Source organism: Sphaerisporangium sp. NBC_01403, assembly GCF_045040145.1.
GTDB classification, from domain to species: Bacteria; Actinomycetota; Actinomycetes; order Streptosporangiales; family Streptosporangiaceae; genus Sphaerisporangium; species Sphaerisporangium viridialbum.
In genome coordinates this window covers 2,293,968-2,310,546 of record NZ_CP109534.1, presented here as the reverse complement: position 1 = coordinate 2,310,546, position 16,579 = coordinate 2,293,968, and the positions used below count along the sequence as shown (strand labels likewise).

General features: G+C 68.9%; 23 protein-coding genes. 13 read left to right on the top strand and 10 right to left on the bottom strand.

Features of this window, described 5'->3' with window-relative positions; translation table 11 throughout:
* Positions 1 to 79 precede the first annotated feature (79 nt).
* The 3 genes from OG589_RS10125 to OG589_RS10115 all read left to right on the top strand — a co-directional run bounded on the left by OG589_RS10125 (position 80) and on the right by OG589_RS10115 (position 2,751).
* On the top strand, positions 80 to 730 hold the full coding sequence (locus tag OG589_RS10125) for a TetR/AcrR family transcriptional regulator (protein ID WP_405148156.1): 651 nt from the start codon (positions 80 to 82) through the stop codon (positions 728 to 730).
* 204 nt (positions 731 to 934) lie between these two features.
* Positions 935 to 2,050, top strand: coding sequence for a sensor histidine kinase (locus OG589_RS10120; RefSeq protein ID WP_405148154.1), 1,116 nt, complete (start codon positions 935 to 937; stop codon positions 2,048 to 2,050).
* Between the two features lie 2 nt (positions 2,051 to 2,052).
* A complete protein-coding gene (locus OG589_RS10115; protein WP_405152001.1) occupies positions 2,053 to 2,751 on the top strand; it encodes a response regulator in 699 nt (232 codons plus the stop codon).
* On the opposite strand, the gene OG589_RS10110 is transcribed toward OG589_RS10115, so the two are convergent.
* The 4 genes from OG589_RS10110 to OG589_RS10095 all read right to left on the bottom strand — a co-directional run bounded on the left by OG589_RS10110 (position 2,716) and on the right by OG589_RS10095 (position 5,693).
* Positions 2,716 to 3,831: an alpha/beta hydrolase family protein gene (locus OG589_RS10110; protein ID WP_405148152.1), complete on the bottom strand. Its 1,116-nt coding sequence runs from the start codon at positions 3,829 to 3,831 to the stop codon at positions 2,716 to 2,718. The genes OG589_RS10115 and OG589_RS10110 overlap by 36 nt on opposite strands.
* Before the next feature lie 191 nt (positions 3,832 to 4,022).
* Positions 4,023 to 4,469, bottom strand: a complete 447-nt coding sequence (locus tag OG589_RS10105; RefSeq protein WP_405148150.1) for a helix-turn-helix domain-containing protein — start codon at positions 4,467 to 4,469, stop codon at positions 4,023 to 4,025.
* Between the two features lie 255 nt (positions 4,470 to 4,724).
* Positions 4,725 to 4,949, bottom strand: a complete 225-nt coding sequence (locus OG589_RS10100) for a hypothetical protein (protein WP_405148148.1) — start codon at positions 4,947 to 4,949, stop codon at positions 4,725 to 4,727.
* A gap of 246 nt (positions 4,950 to 5,195) precedes the next feature.
* Positions 5,196 to 5,693 (bottom strand): winged helix-turn-helix transcriptional regulator, encoded by a 498-nt coding sequence (locus OG589_RS10095; RefSeq protein WP_405148146.1) that lies wholly within the window; start codon positions 5,691 to 5,693, stop codon positions 5,196 to 5,198.
* 74 nt (positions 5,694 to 5,767) lie between these two features.
* Here OG589_RS10095 and OG589_RS10090 point away from each other — a divergent pair, with 74 nt between their 5' ends.
* Both OG589_RS10090 and OG589_RS10085 read left to right on the top strand, forming a co-directional pair.
* Complete coding sequence (locus OG589_RS10090; protein WP_405148144.1) at positions 5,768 to 6,364, top strand: dihydrofolate reductase family protein; 597 nt, start codon at positions 5,768 to 5,770, stop codon at positions 6,362 to 6,364.
* Entirely contained in the window at positions 6,358 to 7,167 is an 810-nt protein-coding gene (locus OG589_RS10085; protein ID WP_405148142.1) for an MBL fold metallo-hydrolase, read from the top strand. Before OG589_RS10090 ends, OG589_RS10085 begins: the two co-directional genes overlap by 7 nt.
* A gap of 115 nt (positions 7,168 to 7,282) precedes the next feature.
* On the opposite strand, the gene OG589_RS10080 is transcribed toward OG589_RS10085, so the two are convergent.
* Complete coding sequence (locus OG589_RS10080) at positions 7,283 to 7,585, bottom strand: hypothetical protein (RefSeq protein WP_405152000.1); 303 nt, start codon at positions 7,583 to 7,585, stop codon at positions 7,283 to 7,285.
* 110 nt (positions 7,586 to 7,695) lie between these two features.
* Between OG589_RS10080 and OG589_RS10075 the strand changes: the two genes are divergently transcribed.
* Positions 7,696 to 8,238: a hypothetical protein gene (locus tag OG589_RS10075; RefSeq protein WP_405148140.1), complete on the top strand. Its 543-nt coding sequence runs from the start codon at positions 7,696 to 7,698 to the stop codon at positions 8,236 to 8,238.
* On the opposite strand, the gene OG589_RS10070 is transcribed toward OG589_RS10075, so the two are convergent.
* On the bottom strand, positions 8,129 to 9,244 hold the full coding sequence (locus OG589_RS10070; RefSeq protein ID WP_405148139.1) for a saccharopine dehydrogenase NADP-binding domain-containing protein: 1,116 nt from the start codon (positions 9,242 to 9,244) through the stop codon (positions 8,129 to 8,131). The genes OG589_RS10075 and OG589_RS10070 overlap by 110 nt on opposite strands.
* Positions 9,245 to 9,368: 124 nt before the next feature.
* Between OG589_RS10070 and OG589_RS10065 the strand changes: the two genes are divergently transcribed.
* Positions 9,369 to 9,935: a TetR/AcrR family transcriptional regulator gene (locus tag OG589_RS10065; protein ID WP_405148138.1), complete on the top strand. Its 567-nt coding sequence runs from the start codon at positions 9,369 to 9,371 to the stop codon at positions 9,933 to 9,935.
* A gap of 193 nt (positions 9,936 to 10,128) precedes the next feature.
* Positions 10,129 to 10,398: a hypothetical protein gene (locus tag OG589_RS10060; protein WP_405148137.1), complete on the top strand. Its 270-nt coding sequence runs from the start codon at positions 10,129 to 10,131 to the stop codon at positions 10,396 to 10,398.
* Between the two features lie 47 nt (positions 10,399 to 10,445).
* Here the strand turns inward: OG589_RS10060 and OG589_RS10055 are convergent, their stop codons facing one another.
* Both OG589_RS10055 and OG589_RS10050 read right to left on the bottom strand, forming a co-directional pair.
* Positions 10,446 to 10,988, bottom strand: a complete 543-nt coding sequence (locus OG589_RS10055) for a GNAT family N-acetyltransferase (protein ID WP_405148136.1) — start codon at positions 10,986 to 10,988, stop codon at positions 10,446 to 10,448.
* A 397-nt stretch (positions 10,989 to 11,385) separates the two neighbouring features.
* A complete protein-coding gene (locus tag OG589_RS10050) occupies positions 11,386 to 12,042 on the bottom strand; it encodes a class I SAM-dependent DNA methyltransferase (RefSeq protein ID WP_405148135.1) in 657 nt (218 codons plus the stop codon).
* A 92-nt stretch (positions 12,043 to 12,134) separates the two neighbouring features.
* Here OG589_RS10050 and OG589_RS10045 point away from each other — a divergent pair, with 92 nt between their 5' ends.
* From OG589_RS10045 to OG589_RS10025, 5 genes are all read left to right on the top strand, one after another.
* Positions 12,135 to 12,401, top strand: a complete 267-nt coding sequence (locus tag OG589_RS10045) for an IS1096 element passenger TnpR family protein (protein WP_405151999.1) — start codon at positions 12,135 to 12,137, stop codon at positions 12,399 to 12,401.
* On the top strand, positions 12,358 to 12,591 hold the full coding sequence (locus OG589_RS10040) for a hypothetical protein (protein ID WP_405148133.1): 234 nt from the start codon (positions 12,358 to 12,360) through the stop codon (positions 12,589 to 12,591). The genes OG589_RS10045 and OG589_RS10040 overlap by 44 nt, the downstream gene beginning before the upstream one ends.
* A 205-nt stretch (positions 12,592 to 12,796) precedes the next feature.
* Positions 12,797 to 13,069: a hypothetical protein gene (locus OG589_RS10035; protein ID WP_405148132.1), complete on the top strand. Its 273-nt coding sequence runs from the start codon at positions 12,797 to 12,799 to the stop codon at positions 13,067 to 13,069.
* Positions 13,062 to 14,102: a polyprenyl synthetase family protein gene (locus OG589_RS10030; RefSeq protein WP_405148131.1), complete on the top strand. Its 1,041-nt coding sequence runs from the start codon at positions 13,062 to 13,064 to the stop codon at positions 14,100 to 14,102. The genes OG589_RS10035 and OG589_RS10030 overlap by 8 nt, the downstream gene beginning before the upstream one ends.
* Positions 14,103 to 14,115: 13 nt before the next feature.
* The gene (locus OG589_RS10025) at positions 14,116 to 15,282 is read left to right on the top strand and encodes an oxygenase MpaB family protein (RefSeq protein ID WP_405148129.1); all 1,167 of its coding nucleotides are present in this window, start codon (positions 14,116 to 14,118) and stop codon (positions 15,280 to 15,282) included.
* A 136-nt stretch (positions 15,283 to 15,418) separates the two neighbouring features.
* Here the strand turns inward: OG589_RS10025 and OG589_RS10020 are convergent, their stop codons facing one another.
* Both OG589_RS10020 and OG589_RS10015 read right to left on the bottom strand, forming a co-directional pair.
* Positions 15,419 to 15,892: a DUF3291 domain-containing protein gene (locus OG589_RS10020; RefSeq protein ID WP_405148128.1), complete on the bottom strand. Its 474-nt coding sequence runs from the start codon at positions 15,890 to 15,892 to the stop codon at positions 15,419 to 15,421.
* A 32-nt stretch (positions 15,893 to 15,924) separates the two neighbouring features.
* Positions 15,925 to 16,578 carry a helix-turn-helix transcriptional regulator gene (locus tag OG589_RS10015; protein WP_405148127.1) on the bottom strand — a complete coding sequence of 218 codons (654 nt, stop codon included), beginning with the start codon at positions 16,576 to 16,578 and terminating at the stop codon, positions 15,925 to 15,927.
* Between the last annotated feature and the right edge of the window lies 1 nt (position 16,579).

Genomic DNA, 16,579 nt, shown 5'->3' with positions numbered 1-16,579 from the left:
AGGATAAAGTGGACCTGCGGTCAAGTTCGATTGGAGCGTACTTGACCGGCGGTCCAGTTGTCCACGGAAAGAGGAGCCGATGATCGAGGAGCGTCGCGAACGCGCTGACGCGGCACGCAACCGTCGCGCCATCCTGCGGGCGACCGAGGACCTTCTCGCCCGGCACCGGCCCGAGCAGATCTCCATGGAACAGGTCGCCGCCGCGGCCGGGGTCGGTAAGGGCACGGTGTTCCATCGTTTCGGCAGCCGGATGGGGCTGATGGTCGCACTGATGCAGGAGCGGGCCTACGCCCTGGAGGAGACCGTGGCGAGCGGACCTCCGCCACTGGGGCCCGGCGCCCCGCCCGAGGAGCGGCTGACGGCCTTTCTGGACGCGATCGTCGACGTCGTCGGCCGCAACAAGGGGCTCCTCGCGGCGCTCGGCCACGCCGCCACGGCGGCGCCCAGGCCGGAGTGGAAGGAGCACGGCGAGCACCGGGGCGAAGGCGGTGACCACGTTCCGAACTCGCGGGACGACCACCCCGTCTACCGGTTCTGGCACGGCCACACCAGCGCACTGATCGCCGCGCGGCGCCCCGACCTGGACGGAGAGCTGCTGGCGCACATCCTGCTGGGCAGCCTTCAAAGCGAACCGGTCCTGCGGCTTCTGGAGCGCGGAGAGGCGCCGCGGCTGGCCGCGTCGCTGCGCGTCATGGCCGCCGGGATGCTCGCGGCCCCTGCCCCCTCCTGAGGCGAAGGCCGAGAAGCCATACATCTCCCCGATCGCTACAGCGCCTGGTGCTTGATGGTGCACGGCACCAAGGCAGACGCCGAAACGCTACGCGAAGAGATCACGGAAGTCCTCTCCTGGCGGGCATTGCTGCTCGAAGACCGGTCCATGGCCTCATTCCTGGGGCGGAGATGGGTGATGACCAGCGGGGCTAATGTTGAGCCCATGGTCGAGCGGCGTCCCTTGATCGTGCGCAGGCTCCGGCCAGGCCACTGGGTGGCCGTCGACGCGGTCGCCGCCGTCGTGCTCGCCACCGCCTTCGGCGCGGCGGCCTGGCTGCCGGCGCGGTACGCCACGATCCCGCTGATCGCCGTCGCCTGCCTGCCGCTCGCGGTGCGGCGGCTGTGGCCGGTGCCGGTGTTCCTGGTGGTCCTGGCGGCGACGGCGGTCGCGCCGCTCACCGGGTGGGCGGAGGCGTACCCGGCGCTGGGGGTGGCCTTGTACGCCGTCGCTCTCCTCGAACCGCGGCGGCCCGCGGCGGTCGCGTTGTCAGCCGCCCTGACGCTCACCTCGGCGGGTCAGGCCGTCGCTTCGGCCTCGTGGGCCTCGGCGCTGTCGGCGTGCGGTTTCGCCTGGTTGGTGCTCGGTCTCGCCTGGACCGTCGGTGTCGCGGTCCGGGAGCAGCGCGCGCACGCGGCGCGTGCGGTCGTCCAGTCCGCCCAGGCCGCGGCCACGGCGGAGCGGCTGCGGATGGCTCGCGAGGTGCACGACGTCGTCGCGCACAGCATGAGCCTGATCTCCATGCGCGCCGGCATCGCCAACCATGTCGCCGACACCCACCCGGCCGAGGCGCGTGAAGCGCTCACGCTCATCGAGGACACCAGCAGGAACGCACAGGTCGAACTACGGCGGCTGCTCGGCCTGCTCCGCGACGACCCGGCCGACCGCGAGACGTCCTACGGGCTGGCCGCGCTACCCGGGCTCGTCGCCGGAGCAGTCTCGGCCGAGGTGGACGTGGACCTGTACGTCGAGCCTGGCCTGACCATCACCGACGGGCTCGCCTTCGTTGTCTACCGCCTGGTTCAGGAGTCGCTCACCAACGTGATCAAGCACGCGGGCCCCACGCGCTGCCGCGTCGCCGTCAGCACGTACGGCCGACGGGAACTCGTGGTCGAGGTGATCGACAACGGTAGGGGGGAGGCGCCCGGCTGGAGCGACGGTCAGGGCTTGGCCGGAATGAGAGAGCGGGTGACCATGTACGGCGGAACCTTCTCAGCGGGCCCGGAGCCCGGGGGCGGCTTCGCCGTGCGTGCTCGGTTGCCCTGGAAAGGCGAGCGGTGAGCGTGTCCACGGTGCTGGTCGCCGACGACCAGGCGCTCCTGCGGGCCGGGCTGCGCATGCTCATCGACTCGGCGCCCGACCTGGCGGCCGTGGGCGAGGCGGCTACCGGACGGGAGGCGGTGGAGCTCGCCGACCGCCTCCGCCCCGACCTCGTGCTCATGGACGTACGGATGCCCGACCTCGACGGGATCAAGGCCACCGAGCTGATAAGGACCGACCCGGCCACCGCCGCGGTCAAGGTGGTGATGCTCACCACCTTCGACCTCGACGAGTACGTCTACGCCGCGTTGCGCGCGGGCGCCAGCGGATTCCTGCTGAAGGACACCAGGCCGGGCGACCTGCTGGCGGCGTTGCGGGTGGTGGCGGATGGCCAAGCCCTGCTGGCTCCCTCCATCACCATGCGGCTCATCGAGGAGTTCGCCAAGCGCGAGCCGGCCGGTGTCCCCGGGGCGTTGGCGGCCAGGCTCGCCCAGGTCTCCGCCCGGGAGCGGGAGGTGCTCGTGCTGGTGGCCAGGGGGCTGACCAACCCGCGGATCGCCGAGCGGCTCGGCCTCGGCCTGGCCACCGTCAAGACGCACATCCGCAGCCTGCTGGCCAAGCTCGACGTCCACGACCGGGCCCAGCTGGTCATCGCCGCCTATGAGAGCGGAGTGGTCACGGCCGGTTCAGCGCCGGTAGCCGACCTCGGGGAAGGCGGGTGACGGCCCGTCCAGCAGCGGCTCCTTCTGCTCGCGCAGGTGCAGGTCGAAGAAGGCCAGCGGGTACGCTTTCTGGAAGGCCAGCGCCCGCTCGGCCGGGATCGTGCCGACGACCTCCTCCACCTCGGCCTTGCTGAGGCCCAGCAGTTTGGCCGCCATCGGGATCAGGAGGACATCGTCGCCGAAGGAGTTGTGGGCCGCCCCCTTGAGTGTGAGGTTGAGCCGCCAGCCGCGCAGGCCGTCCCAGAACGTGCGCAACGCCGGATTGGTCGACATCCCGCCCTTTCCATCGGTGTCGACCACCAGGTAGGGCCGGTCGAGCCCCGACTGCGCCACCTTGCCGAACACGGCGCCGTCCAGGCCCAGCCCGGCCCTGATGCGTTTGTCGGCGTACATCGCCGAGGAGGTCGCCGCACCGCCGAGCGAGTGGCCGAACATGCCGATCCGCTGAAGATCGAAGACGTGTGCCCTGTCCAGCGTGGGCAGCTGGTCCAGGACGAACCGCACGTCCGCCACCCGGACCTCGACCGCTTTGGCGAAGTCGGTCACCTCGGGCCCGGTCTCCACCCTGCCATCGGGGAACTCGACCACCGCCGCGTCGTAGGTGTGGTCGATGGTGACCACCACGTAGCCTCGGCTGGCCAGTTCCTCCACGACGCCGGTGCCGTACGCGCGTGAGGCGTTGGCGCCGGGGGAGTAAAGGATCACCGGCAACCTGCCGAGGCCCTGGTCGATGGGGGCGCCCTCGTGACCGTCGGTCGTGTCCAGCAGAACGGAACCCTGCTCCAGCCCGTTGTCCTCCAGGTACCGGTCGGCGGCCGCCTTGGGCAGCCAAGGAGCGACCTTGTGGTTCCGCACATCCTTCGCCGGATACCACAGGCTGACCATCAGCTCACGCTTGCCGCCCGCCTTGGTCCAGGGGTTCTGGCGCGACTGGTCGACCAGGTGTACGGACACGGTTCCCACGGGATGCGGCCCCGTCGGTGAGGGGATCATCAGGCGCTGCGCCTGTACGGCCGTCGGGGCGCCACAGGAGGTAAGCGGCAGGACCAGCGCGAACGCCAGAAGGAGAGCTCGTTTCATACCTTTCACGATGTCGGCCACGACCGGCCGCGGCCTCGGTCGCCGGCACGACCTTCCGCTCAACCCGGGAAGGTAGCGCCCGAGTCCGACTCCACCCCTGGAGCTAGTTCCGGACTCGGGTTCGCGCGACGGGATGCGAAGTATGGACGTCGCCCCGGGTCGGCCTGGAACTAGCTCCGGGGAGCCGCCACTTACTTGATCGGGTCCTCGGCCGGGGCCAGCTGGAGTTCTGGGCGCGCGGTGGGGACCTCGATGGCTTGGTGGTCGCTGCCGGTCTTGAGCTCGGGGATGTACTTGTAGATGGTGGAGCGGCTGACGCCGAACAGGCGGGCGATGGAGACGATGGTCGCGTCGGGCTGGGTGAGCAGGGCGCGGGCGTGCCGGATCTGTTCGGCGGTCATCGCGGGGGGCCGGCCGAGTTGCTGGCCGCGGGCGCGGGCGGCGGCCAGGCCCTCGTTGGTGTCCTCGATGATGAGTTCGCGGATGAACTCGGCGAGGGCGGCGAAGACGTGGAAGACGAGCCGTCCGCCGGGGGTGGTGGTGGTGCGGTGGGTGTCGAAGAATCGAACGTTTGCGGGACACCGGCCTCGCTGGTAGGGGTGCCGGTGCGGCGACACCACTCCGCGCTGAGCTCGCACGGGCGTCCTACTCCCGAAGCTGGCCTCAGCCCCAAGGTAGGGAGAGCGCCGCAGGTCACAGGGCGTACACGCGGCGCGGCCAGCGGACGGGTTCCGGTCCGGGCGCGCCGGGCGCCGGTCCCCGGCGCGGATAACGCGCCGACACGGTACACACGAGGAACGCCGTCACAGGTCGGCGACCGGTTCGGGCCGCCAGTGCGAGGCCCTGGCGGTGGTTGCCTTCGGACGTTACGTCGAGTCGGCCGTCACGCTCCGCTACTTGGCGGCTGGGGACTGGTTCGGGAGAAGGACGCCGGTCTGCTCGGCGCCGATCGCCCAGGCCCGTACCGGACGCCCGGCCCGGTACTGCGGGGCCCCGTGCCGGCAGGCCGCGCACCGGGCCCGCGCCCGCGCCGAGCAGGCCCTGGCCCAGGCCGCGCACATCCGGGACCGGCTGACCAGGAGCTGACCGATGCCGGAGTCGGGGACATTGAACGACATAGTTGGCGGGCGGCCGAACTGCAGCAAGATGCGCGTAAGACAGCCGTACGCCACCGCGTCTTGGCACCACCTCGTCAGCAACCAGGGGATCCGGCAAGGTCCGAGTTCAAAACGGCTCCGGGGCGTTGCGGAGTCATCCGACGTCGGGCAGGCAGTGTGTCTGTCCCATGGCGGCGACGTCTTGTGCGCGGTGACGGCAAGCTACCGGAGCCCAAGAAGGTCAGGGCGGGGGCCGTTCCGTCACCGTTAATCGACGTGTTCTTGCTCGGCGGCCGCGGCGTAGGCGGCGTCGAGGCGCTCGAACGGGCCTGGACCGTCGTGCGGCTTCGGAGGGGCGCCGAGGTGGCGGACGCGAAGCTCGTCCATGAGCTCCTCGATGAACGCCGGACCCTCATCGCGCATGAGCTGCTGCCGGCTCCGGAGCTCGTCGCTGCCCGGGCGCCAGTCGAGGCTCCAGTTGCCGAGGGCGTAGATGATCGGAAGAGTCTGGATACCGGCTTCAGTGAGACTGTAGCGAGCGCGCTGCCCCCGCGCGGCGGTGCCGCGGGTGAGGATCCCTGCGTCAACGAGCCGCACGAGGCGGTCGGCGAGGATGTTCGAAGCGATGCCCTCGATCGACCCGGTGAGCAGCGCCCGAAAGTAGCGGCGGTCGCCGAAGATGACGTCACGAAGCACGAGCAACGACCAGCGATCTCCGAGCACCTCGACGGCGGCATTGATCGGACACCCGGACCGTGGTTCCACGATTCCTCCTTGACAGGTATTTCGCCCTACCTATAGTAGTTGCAGAATACAATCACTCTTGGGAAGAGGAGCTGATGGGCCGCTTCGTCTATTCGATGCAGGTGTCCCTCGACCTGCGGATCGAGCAAGTTCCTGGGGACAACGGTGCTGGCGAGTGGCTGCGCATCGACGAGGAACTGCACCGCGAGTGCAACGCGCTGACGCAGGCGCTCGCGCTCATGGTCCAGGGCCGGGTCTACTACGAGGTCATGGAGGAGTACTGGCCACGGGCGCACGAGGACGCGTCGCTGCCGGATGTCATGCGTGAGTACGGCGAGATCTGGACCGCCAAGCCCAAGGTGCTTGTCTCCCGCACCCGCCGCAGCGCCGATCACAACACCCGGATCATCGGCGGAGACGACGCGATCGAGCAACTCGCCGCCCTGCGGGCCGGGACCGACGGCAGCATCAGTGTGGGCGGCGCGGCGCTCGCGACGCAGCTGCTCCGGGCGGGGCTTCTCGACGAGCTGCTGCTCTTCACCCATCCCGCGATCCTCGGCTTCGGCAGGCCGCTGTTCGACGACTACGACGTGCCGATCGAGCTCGACCTGCTCGAGCAGCGATCGTTCGAGCAGGGTGTCACGATGCATCACTACGCCATCCTGGATGCAAAGGAGGCGAACTCGTGCTGAGGCAGGTCGCGGAGGGTGTGCTGGTCCACGAGAGCGAGTTCGTGCAGAGCAACGCCGTTGTGGTGCAGGGCCGGGCCGGTGTGTTGCTCATCGACCCCGGGGTGACCGGCTCCGAGATCGACTGCCTCGCGAGCGACCTTCACGAGTTGGGTCAGCCCGTTGTGGCAGGGTTTTCTACGCATCCGGATTGGGATCACCTGCTCTGGCACGCCCGGCTCGGCGAGACGCCCCGTTACGGCACGGCGCGCTGCGCGGCCGCTGTCCGAGATCAGCTGTCGGACGCAGGAGCGAAGGCTCGCATCGCCGCCCACCTGCTCGAAACGGAAATCGCCGGGCAGGTACCGCTGGACCTACTCGGCCTCATTACCGGCCTGCCCGCCGAAACTGCGCAGATTCCTTGGGATGGCCCTCAAGTCCGGATCATCGAGCATCAAGCGCATGCCCCGGGCCACGCGGCGCTGTTGATCGAGGAACGCGGGGTTCTCGTCGCCGGCGACATGCTTTCTGACGTCCTGATTCCGATGCTCGACTTGAACGACACCGCGGACCCGATCGAGGACTACCTCACCGCGCTGCGGCTGCTCGAGGGCGTGGCGAGCGACGTCGATGTCGTCGTCCCGGGCCACGGTTCCGTCGGCGGATCCGACCAGGTACAGGCACGGATCGACCAGGATCGGGCGTACGTACTCGCGTTGCGGAACGGCCAAGTCCCCGCCGACCCACGGGTCGGCCCATCGGCCAAGCCTGGCTGGGAGTGGGTGAGCGACGTGCACGAAGGGCAACTCCAGCGCCTCGCCCGATGAAGCGAGCGCGACGGGGCGCCCCGCCAGCGATCGGTGTGCGACACAGCCAGTACGCGCGGGTCGCCGGTCGGGATCTGGGGCACCGGCACGACGTTCTCCAGGGCGGTCGGGCTGCTCAGCGGGGGTTGCCCTCTGCGGCGGCGAGCTGGGCTTGTGCGAGGGTCTTGTGGACGACGCCGACGGAGACTTTCACTCCGGCGGCGATGGTGCGGATGGATTCGCCGCGCTTGCGGCGGTCGAGGATCGCGGCGCGTTTGTCGTCGTCGACAACGGGTCGGCGGCCGCCGACCCGGCCGCGTGCGCGGGCGGCGTCCAGACCGTTCTTGGTCTTGCGGATGATGTCGCGGCGCCGGTCCTCGGCCAGGGCGAGCGCGATGTCGAGGATCAGGGACCGTTCGGTGTGCTCGCCGGCCGCGATGCCTTCCAGGACCTTGACGCCGATGCCTTGCTGGAACAGGTCGTTGAGGACGATCAGCCCTTCCAGGAGCCCGGTTCCCGGAGTTCATCGAGGAGTTCCCGCAGCCCGCTGTGGAGTACGTTGCCGGTCTAGTGAAGGTGCCGGCGACAGAGCTTACGAAGTACGACCTGCCGGGTGCGAAGCGTCACCGGAAGCAGATCCGCGAGGCCCTGGGGTTCCGGCCGTCGACCCTGGAGGACGAGGAACAGCTGACCGCGTGGCTGGCCGCGGGGTGTGCCCAGTCGAGCTGGTGGAGGACCGGCAGCGGGCCCTGCCCACGGCGCCTCATCCCCGTACGTCGGCCAGCACCACCGACCGGCCGGCATCGGAGTCCCGTCATGCCCGCTGAACAGTACGGACGCTGGATCAGCGCCGCCGACACCGCCGACTTCGGGCAGGATGGCTCTCCGGCTGCGGCGCTTGCACTCGCGTGCGCCCTGCGCGTCCTCAACGAGGTCTCCAGGACCGGTGCTCGTCTTGACGAAGGCCAGGCATCGGCGCTCCTCAGTCCAGTACGAAGGTGCCGCCTGCGGCCGTCGCCAGGTCCGCCCCGAGGGCGGCTGCCGGTGTCCAGGCCCCGGGCCTGCCGATGCCACGGGCCAGCAGTTCGGTGACGGTGGCGGTGACGTCGGCTGTAAAGTCCATGCCATCGTCGGCGCGGAGCCATCCCTCGTGCCGGGTGCCGTCCCCCCACTCGACGACGGCGTGCCCCCAGGAGTGCTTGCGCGGACGGGGCGCGGCTTTCACCGGGACCCGGCCGAGCCGGTCGACGGCGAGGCGTCGCAGCGCCGGAACGGACAACAGGCGGCCGAGCAGCGGGAGCAGGGCACGTATCAGCGGAGCGGTGGGCGCGAGAGCGGAAGTGGCGGTGACGAACGGTGCTCCGCTCACCGCATGCGCCGCGACGAGCTCGCCGGACGAGACACCTGCCGACTTCGCTGACTCCCCGTCCGGGAAGGTGAGTTGCTGCGGATCCGCGCCGAGGCGCGATGTCATCAGCCGCCCGTTCTCGTACCGCCGTCCGCCGGTGGTGAGCACGTCCACGATGCTGGCCGCCAAGGCGGCACCGAGCGCGCCCGCCTCGACGGCCACCGAGGCCACGGCGTCGACCCGCACCCGGTGCGGCGTGGGCCACCCTTCGCACAGCTTCGCCACCACCGCCTCCGTCGCCAGCACGCCGAATCCGGCGCCGGTGACCAGGGTGCTGCCCGCCCGCACCGCTTCGTCGTGCAGGGCGAGCAGCCCCTCCACGGCGACCACGTCGTTGGCCTGGTCGACGTAGTGGCCGCCGGGCATGCAGGCACGGGCGATCACCGGTGCCGTGGCGGCGAAGGCGCCCATCGTGTTCACCACCACCCGCGGGCGCTTCCGGACGATCTCGTCCGCGATCCGCTCAGCCGAGTCGGCAACGACCACCTTCGCGTCCCCGGGCAGACCGGCTTCGGCCCCGGCGGCGAGCATCCGTTCCCGGCTGCGGCCTACCGGCACGACCTTCAGTCCCCGCGCGGCCAGTCGCGCGGTCACGCCTCGGCCGATACGACCGGTGGCCCCGACTATCCATACCTCGTCGTTCGTCCTGCTCTCGCCGGTCGTCCCGCCGGTCTCGCTGGTCTCGGTCATGCGAACGTCACCCTGCCTGCTCCGGGCCGCACCGGGGACGGGTGCCCCCAGTGATGACACAGTGTGTCGTGATTGCAGGCTAGCACTGATGGCACAGCGGGACATCACCTGTTACCGTCGGCGTATGGCGAGGTGGGATCCGGGTGCCGAGGAGCGCCTGAAGCGGGCGGCCCTGGAGCTGTGCCTGGAGCGCGGCTACGACAACGTGACGGTGACCCATATCGCCGAGCGGGCCGGCCTCACCCGGCGCTCCTACTTCCGCTACTTTCCGGACAAGCGCGAGGTCCTGTTCGCCGGCTCGGAGCGCCTGCCCCCGGCGCTGGCGGAGGCGGTCCTGACGGCAGACCCGGACGCGGCTCCGCTCGCTGCTGCCCTCGACGCGCTGGCGCGAGTCGGTGCCCAACTCGTCGAGCAGGTGGACGGCGCGGCGGAGCGCCGGGCGGTGATCGACGCCAGCCCGGAGCTGCAGGAACGTGAACGGACCAAGACGGCAGCGATCACCGAGGCGATCCGCGATGCTCTGATGCGGCGTCAGGTGAACGCCGGGACGGCCGAACTGGTCGCGCAACTGGCCACGGTGGCCTTCCAGAACGCCTTCCGGCACTGGATCGAGGCCGAGGGACATGCGAGTTTCGGCTGCTGCCTGGACGCGGTGACCGACGAACTGCGGGCCGCCCTCGCCGGGACGTGAGAAGGACGTCCGTCCAATAGCCCTCAACCAGGGCAAATGCCCGCCGTCACTGAATCGTCGTCAAGATCGCGTTCCTAGCGCCAAAATCCGGACCGACACATCAACTTCCTCGGCCGCTACCAGTTCAATATCACCGCCAGCGGCCCCGGTCAGGGACTGCCCCCCTTCCGGGATCCGGACGAGCCTGCGGATATTGACGACAGCGACTGAGAGCTGGGGCCTCGACACCAAGGCCAGCGGCAGATCCTCGACCGCCTACGCGGACGCAGGCGGCAACTTCATCGACACCGCGACACCTATACCGCCGGCAGTTCGGAGACCATCCTTCAGAACCCGGGCGGGCGATGTGAACGCGGCCGGCAACCACCGCAAGAACCTCCGACAGGCGGTAGGGGCGTCGCTGCGCCGGCTCCGCACCGACCACCTGGACATTCTGTGGGTGCACGCGCGCGAGGTCGAGTAGCCCGAGGAAGTCTCACCCTCGGGCTACCCGACCTGGCGACCTTGGGCTCAAGCGGACGGCGTGACCGGGGACCGCAGGCCGAGCCACTGCTCGGCGTCCCAGGCCTGGAACCGCTCTACCTCGGTGAACCCCAGCTTTGCCGCGAGGCGCATCGAGCCGACGTTGGCGGTCTGGGTGGTGAGCATCACCGGCTCGCCGGGAAGGACGCCGTCGAACCAGTCGAGTGCCGCCGCGCACGCCTCGGCGGCGTACCCGAATCCCCACGCTCGCGGCAGGAACAGGTAACCGAGATCGGCCTTCCCCGCGGCAGCCGGGCGACGGTGCTCCGTTGCTCTCCTGAGCAGGATCTGACCGATCATCGCCCCGTCGAGATCAACGACGAAACTCCCGGGCCACCGCTCGGGCACCCCGGGCATCTCGCGCTCAAGCTCGTCACGCGGGCGGGGGCCGCCGAGGTAGGTGTGCACCTCTGGCGACGCCAGCAGCTCGATGAACGCCGCACGGTCCCGGGCCTCGGGCTCACGGAGCACGAGTAGTCTCTCGGTCTTGATCGGCTCAGGCGGCCAGGCGATGGGCCCCAGGTCTGACATGCGCGCAGGCTAACAGCCCGAGAGGCGCTGGAAATAGGTTTCCTCTCGACTGCCGCCCGGCCAGCGCGGCGCGCCAGGCGGTGGCCGCACCCACCGCTCCGCCCCCCCGGTCGAATCCGCCGCCGGCCGAACCACGGAGACCGTCAGACTCCCAGAGCTGCAGATCTTCAATAAACGAAGGTTATCTTGAGCTCCGAAGCGGCGTGCGTCGTTGGCCTGGGGCGATGCGATGAGGAAAGCGTCCATGATGCAGCTCAGGAAGGCTGCCCGTGGCCCTGTCAGCAGGGCCCGATCGTTGCTGAACCGCGACCCTGGCGGCGGTGATGAGCTCCTCGAAATTGGCTCTGACCGCACTTGCGTGAATGATCTTGCTCGTAGCCTGACGCCGCAAGTCGAGCTACGCCTGGGTATCAGGCTGCCGGCGCGCGAAGAGAATTCCCCCGAGCGTGCTCTCAGCTGAGCTGAGAGTCATCTGTGCCTCGACCGTGAAGCCGGCATCGTTGAGCCAGGCGGCCACTTGGCCAGGCTGGCGGCGATGGATGTAGACCTTCATCGGGTGACCACCGTAGCCCTGCGTCTTCAGCCGCGACTCATCACCGACGTGGAAGCTGAGCAGCAGTGGGCCACCGGGCCGCAACACTCGCCGGAAGTGCGTGAAGACCGAGCCGATCTCGTCGTCGGGGACGTGGATCAGCGAGTACCAGGCGACCAGGCCAGCCATCGAAGCGTCGGCGAGGTCGAGGCCCGTCATGGAACCGACCTCGAACCGTAGGCTGGGGTGATCACGCCGAGCTACCTCGATCATCGCGGGCGACAAGTCGATCCCGAACGTGTCCACGCCCAGTTCACGCAGGTAGGCCGTAATCCTCCCTGACCCGCATCCCACGTCCGCAACTGGCCCCCCGCCGGTGGTCTGCACCAGGTCGGCGAACAGCGCCAGGACGGCACGCTCGTAGGGCGTTTGATCCAGGAGGTCGCGCACCTGGTCCGCATAGCTGGTGGCGACGGTGTCGTAGGACGTCCGGGTGTCTGCCAACCAGCCTCCAGTGTTCATACCCGGACACGGTAGTTCAGTGACCAAGGCGCACGCCCGGTCAGAGCCGTTTTCAACGACCGCCATCAGCGGGCCGCCGGCACGGTCAGGTTCTGGAGCCGGGCGGCGCGGAGATCGCGGCGGCCAAGAACACCACCTACCCGCGGTGCCCTGCGGGTGGCCGGGCCTGCCCTCCCGAAGACAGCGGCGGCCCCGAGGGGTTCGCCGCGCACCTGCGGGCGCTTGGGCACCGCAAGGGCTGGAAGTACGCCCAGGCGCGTGAGGTCTTCGGATCGGGCAGGTGGGTGGGACGGCGCCGCGTGGGACAAGGCGGAGGTGAACGACCTGGTGGACGAGATGGCTGCGTGCGTCGTCGGTGACTGCGACCAGGCGGCCCCGGTCCTCGCCCTCTGCGGCCAGTTCGTATTCAACACCGACAGAGCGCCGCCGGGTCCGCGCCCCGGCCACGGCCAACCGCCGTCCGAGCCCGTCGGCCATCTCCTCGGACTGGGGCAGGGGCGCATCCGTGACGCGGCCCGCATGAAATACCTCGCCTTTTCCTATAAATAGCGAAATAGGAACAATCATGCATGTGGTGCCATAGATCATATTTATACTCTCCGATATCACCATGAAGGCCTTGTGAATTTTCCTCGGCATTGACTTCTCGAGGTTGACCCATGAAAAATCTCGTGGGTAATACCTCGATTCGGTCCACGGGGTGCTGATCCGTCACCAGGGGCGGAGAACTCGGCCGAGTACGCAAGGAGAGTCGATGGGAGTAGCGAAGAACACGGACGCGGGAGAGCGCGTCCTGTACACGGTCGCCGGGCTCGCCGATCTGGTCGCCACCCGGCTCAACGCACAGGCGCGAAGTCTGCGCGGCCTGCTGGGCAGAGCGGACCTCAAAGAGCTGATCCTGCAGGCGCAGAACGATCTCATCGCGCGTGGCGACCTCGTGATGAAGCGCCGGACCGACGGCTCGGTTCCTCATCTGGAATTGCTGGCCCAGCGGGCGATCAGCCGTCAAAAGCGGGCGAATGCCTGACCACGCCCTGTTCAAAAGGCGCGTCGAAGACGTCCTGGACGAATTTCTCCTGGAGGAGATCCGGCTCCTGGAGGAAACGAACCCGAGACTCGCCCCGCTGGGTTTTCAGGCGCACGTCGCGTCATCCGCGGGAAAACGGCTGCGATCGGCCTTCTGCTACTGGGGCTGGCGTGCCTGTGGCCAGCCGGACTGCGAGGAGGTCGTCAGGGCCGCCGCGGCGATGGAGCTGGTACACGCGGCCGCCATCGTCCACGACGACATCATCGACTCCAGCATGACCCGGCACGGCGCGCCGACCGCCCACGTCGCCCTCCAGGAGCTTCTCGACGGCGCTGAGCAACGGCACACGGGCGGTGTCGCCCTGGCCATCCTGGTGGGCGACCTGCTGATGACCTTGGCCTGCCAATTGTTCGCCTCCTGCGGTCTGCCCGGTTCCTACCTCGCCAGGGCCCGTCCTCTTTGGGAGACGCTCGCCAAGGAGCTGATCGCCGGCGAGTTCATGGAGATCCTCAGCACGGGCAGGCACACCGCCGTGTCGCAGTCGCTGGAGATCATCCGGTTCAAGACCGCGAAGTACACGATCGAGCGTCCCCTGCACATCGGGGGAGCCCTGGCCGGCGCCTCCGCCGACACCATGAGGGTGTTCACCGACTACGGCCTCCCGCTGGGCGAGGCGTTCCAGCTACGCGACGACCTGCTGGGCGTGTTCGGCGATCCCGAAACAAGCGGGAAGTCGAATGCCGACGACCTGAAGGGCCGCAAGCCCACCGTCCTGCTCGCCATGACCCGCTCCCTGGCCGAGCCCGCCGAACTCACGACACTGGACCGTCTCATGTCCGGCGAGCCCACCCCGAGCGCCATCGAGCGCATCAGGGAGATCATGCGGACGGCGGGTTCCCGAGAACACGTCGAAACCATGATCGACGAGCGCGTCCGCACCGCCCTTTCCGTGATCGACCGGTCACGTCTCCCTCCCGGCTCCCGCAACGCTCTGAAGGAGCTCGCACTGACCGCGACCGTACGCGAAGAGTGAAAGCGAGAAAGACATGATCTACACCGCGGAAACGCTGGCCACTCTGCGCCGGCAGGGCGACCCGTTGGCGGACGCGACAGTGGAGGAACTCTTCGCCAAGGGACAGGTCGGCGAGTTCAACGCGTTGATGCGCTGGTTCGGCCAGTCGGGGCAGGACCTGCCGAGCGGCCTGCCCGGCGTCGCCCGTGACTATCTCTCCGCGACGCGCATGCCGCCCGAGTGGGTCGACTGGACGATCATGGAGAACGCCCGGCTGTTCTTCATCGACAACAACGTCCACGTTTCCACGGCGCTGTCATTCGCGTCCATGCCCGCGTGCTACTCCGTTCCCCGGGTGGCCCGGCTGCTCAGCGCCACCCATTCGCTTGATTATCCTTCCCGGCGGATGGCGGAGACGGGCCAGTTCACGGTCTTCCTCATGCGTCCCGACGCCTTCGAGGCGGGTGGCAGGTTCATCCCCGCCGCGCAGAAGGTGCGTCTTCTCCATGCCGCCATCCGCTACCACCTGGGCAGATCAGGTCAATGGGACGAGACGGCCGACGGGCCGCCCATCTCCCAGGAGGACATGATCGGCGGCCAGATGATGTTCTCGATCCAGGTCCTCGACGCCATGGACCGACTGGGCGTCCACATGACGAGGGAGGGCGCCGACGCTTACTACTATGCGTGGCGCGTGGTTGGGGCCATTCTCGGGATCGAGGCCGCTCCCCCCGACCTCGAATCCGCCCGCCGGTACTCCGACCTCTACATGACGCACAACATGGGGCCCTCGGAGGAGGGCGCACGGCTGACGCGGCAGCTCATCAAGCTTTATGAGGACGCGGTCCCCGGCACCTTCTTCGATCCCGTGGTCCCCGGCATCATTCGCTATCTCATCGGGGACACCACTGCCGACTGGCTCGGCGTGCCCACATCCGCTTGGGACAACGTGGTCAAGGCCGTGCCTCTGGTGCAGGGGTTCCTGGAGGACCTCGAAGATCGCAGCCCGTTCGGGCAATGGCTGCTCGATCGCATCGGTAACGTCACGACGAATCTCGAACTGAGCTCGCTCACCCGCGGCAGGGTGATGCACTACGCCATCCCCGAACAGCTCAAGGCCGAATACGGCCTGAAGCCTCCCCGGACCGAGCGCTGGACCCCTCCGCCGATCACCGTGGAAGAAGTGGAAGGAGCAGTCTGAACCGGTGACGCACATCGAGGGAAACCGGTTCCCGCTGATCGCGCGAGGATGCCCACCTCGATGACGTCCTGGTCCGTCCTGAGTCCGGACACCTCGTCGATCTGCTTGATGACGCTGGGCCTGAACGGACGAGGGCTCAGGCCATCTGGTCGGCCGGCCTCTCGGCCTCGGTCGTCGGCGGCTCGTGGAAGTCGGTGAAGGTGAAGGCGTCCGGCCCGGGACCTTCCTCCCTGAGCGTCCGCAGCCTCTCCATGGCCTCCGCGAGGCTCGGGGTGTGGCCCTCGGGGATCCACCACATCACGCTGTACGGCTCGGCGACGCGATGGAACCACTCGCGGCGGCGGCGCAGGATGCCGAGGTGGGGGCTCCGGTAGACGAAGTTCCACAGGGACTCGCGGGACTCCCACACCGAGAAGTTGATCAAGAGCAGGTCGCCGTAATCGTGCTGGACGGTGTCGGTGGGGCTCTCCCCTCCCTTGAGGCGCCAGACGAAGCCCGGGGCCGCATCGGAGATCGCGTTGATCGGTTCGAGGGCGGCGACGAAATCGGCGATCTCCGGCGAGTCGATGGGGGCGCGCAGGTGGGCGACGTTGAGCTGGGCCAGGTGCATGCGCCTAGGACACCACGCCGGATCTTTCTATGTCAATCTCCATTGTTTTTAGAAAAGACGACGCAGCACTCCCCCGGCCGGGGTTCGAGCCGTGCGGTGACGCGGCGGTCCCCGAGAGCCGACAGCAGACCCTCGCACAGGGCCAGGTTCAACGAGCAGACGAGCAACGGACGCTCCTCGGCGAGCATGTGGAAAGGGCAGTTGCGCAGGCGGACCACGTCGCCGTCGTCGTAGGGCTCGTAGCCGCGCTCCCGCAGCGCCTCGCGCAGCTCGGACGCCTTGGCCCGCTCCCCCACCCGGCGGGCGGCGGCCTCGGCGGCCTCCTCGCCGCCGAGCGCGTCCAGGGCCTCGGCCAGCACGAGCGCCAGGGTGCGGTAGTCGCGCGGAGGCAGGCTGACCTGGTGCTCCACCGGGGAACGGCGGTAGACCTTGGCCGGGCGCCCGCTGCCAGGACCGGTGCGCCCGCTCAGCCGGCGGAAATCAGACTCCAGCAGGCCGGCCTCGACGAGCTTGTCCAGGTGAAAGGCGGCCAGCGTGCGGCCCACCCCCGCCGCCCGCGCGGCCTCGTCCCGGCCCACCTCATGCCCCTGCCCGGCCACGTAGTCGTACACCGCCCGCCGCACGGGATCGCGGAGGGCGCCGAGCACATCGAGGGCATCAGGATGGCCCAGATCGTCACTGCTCACA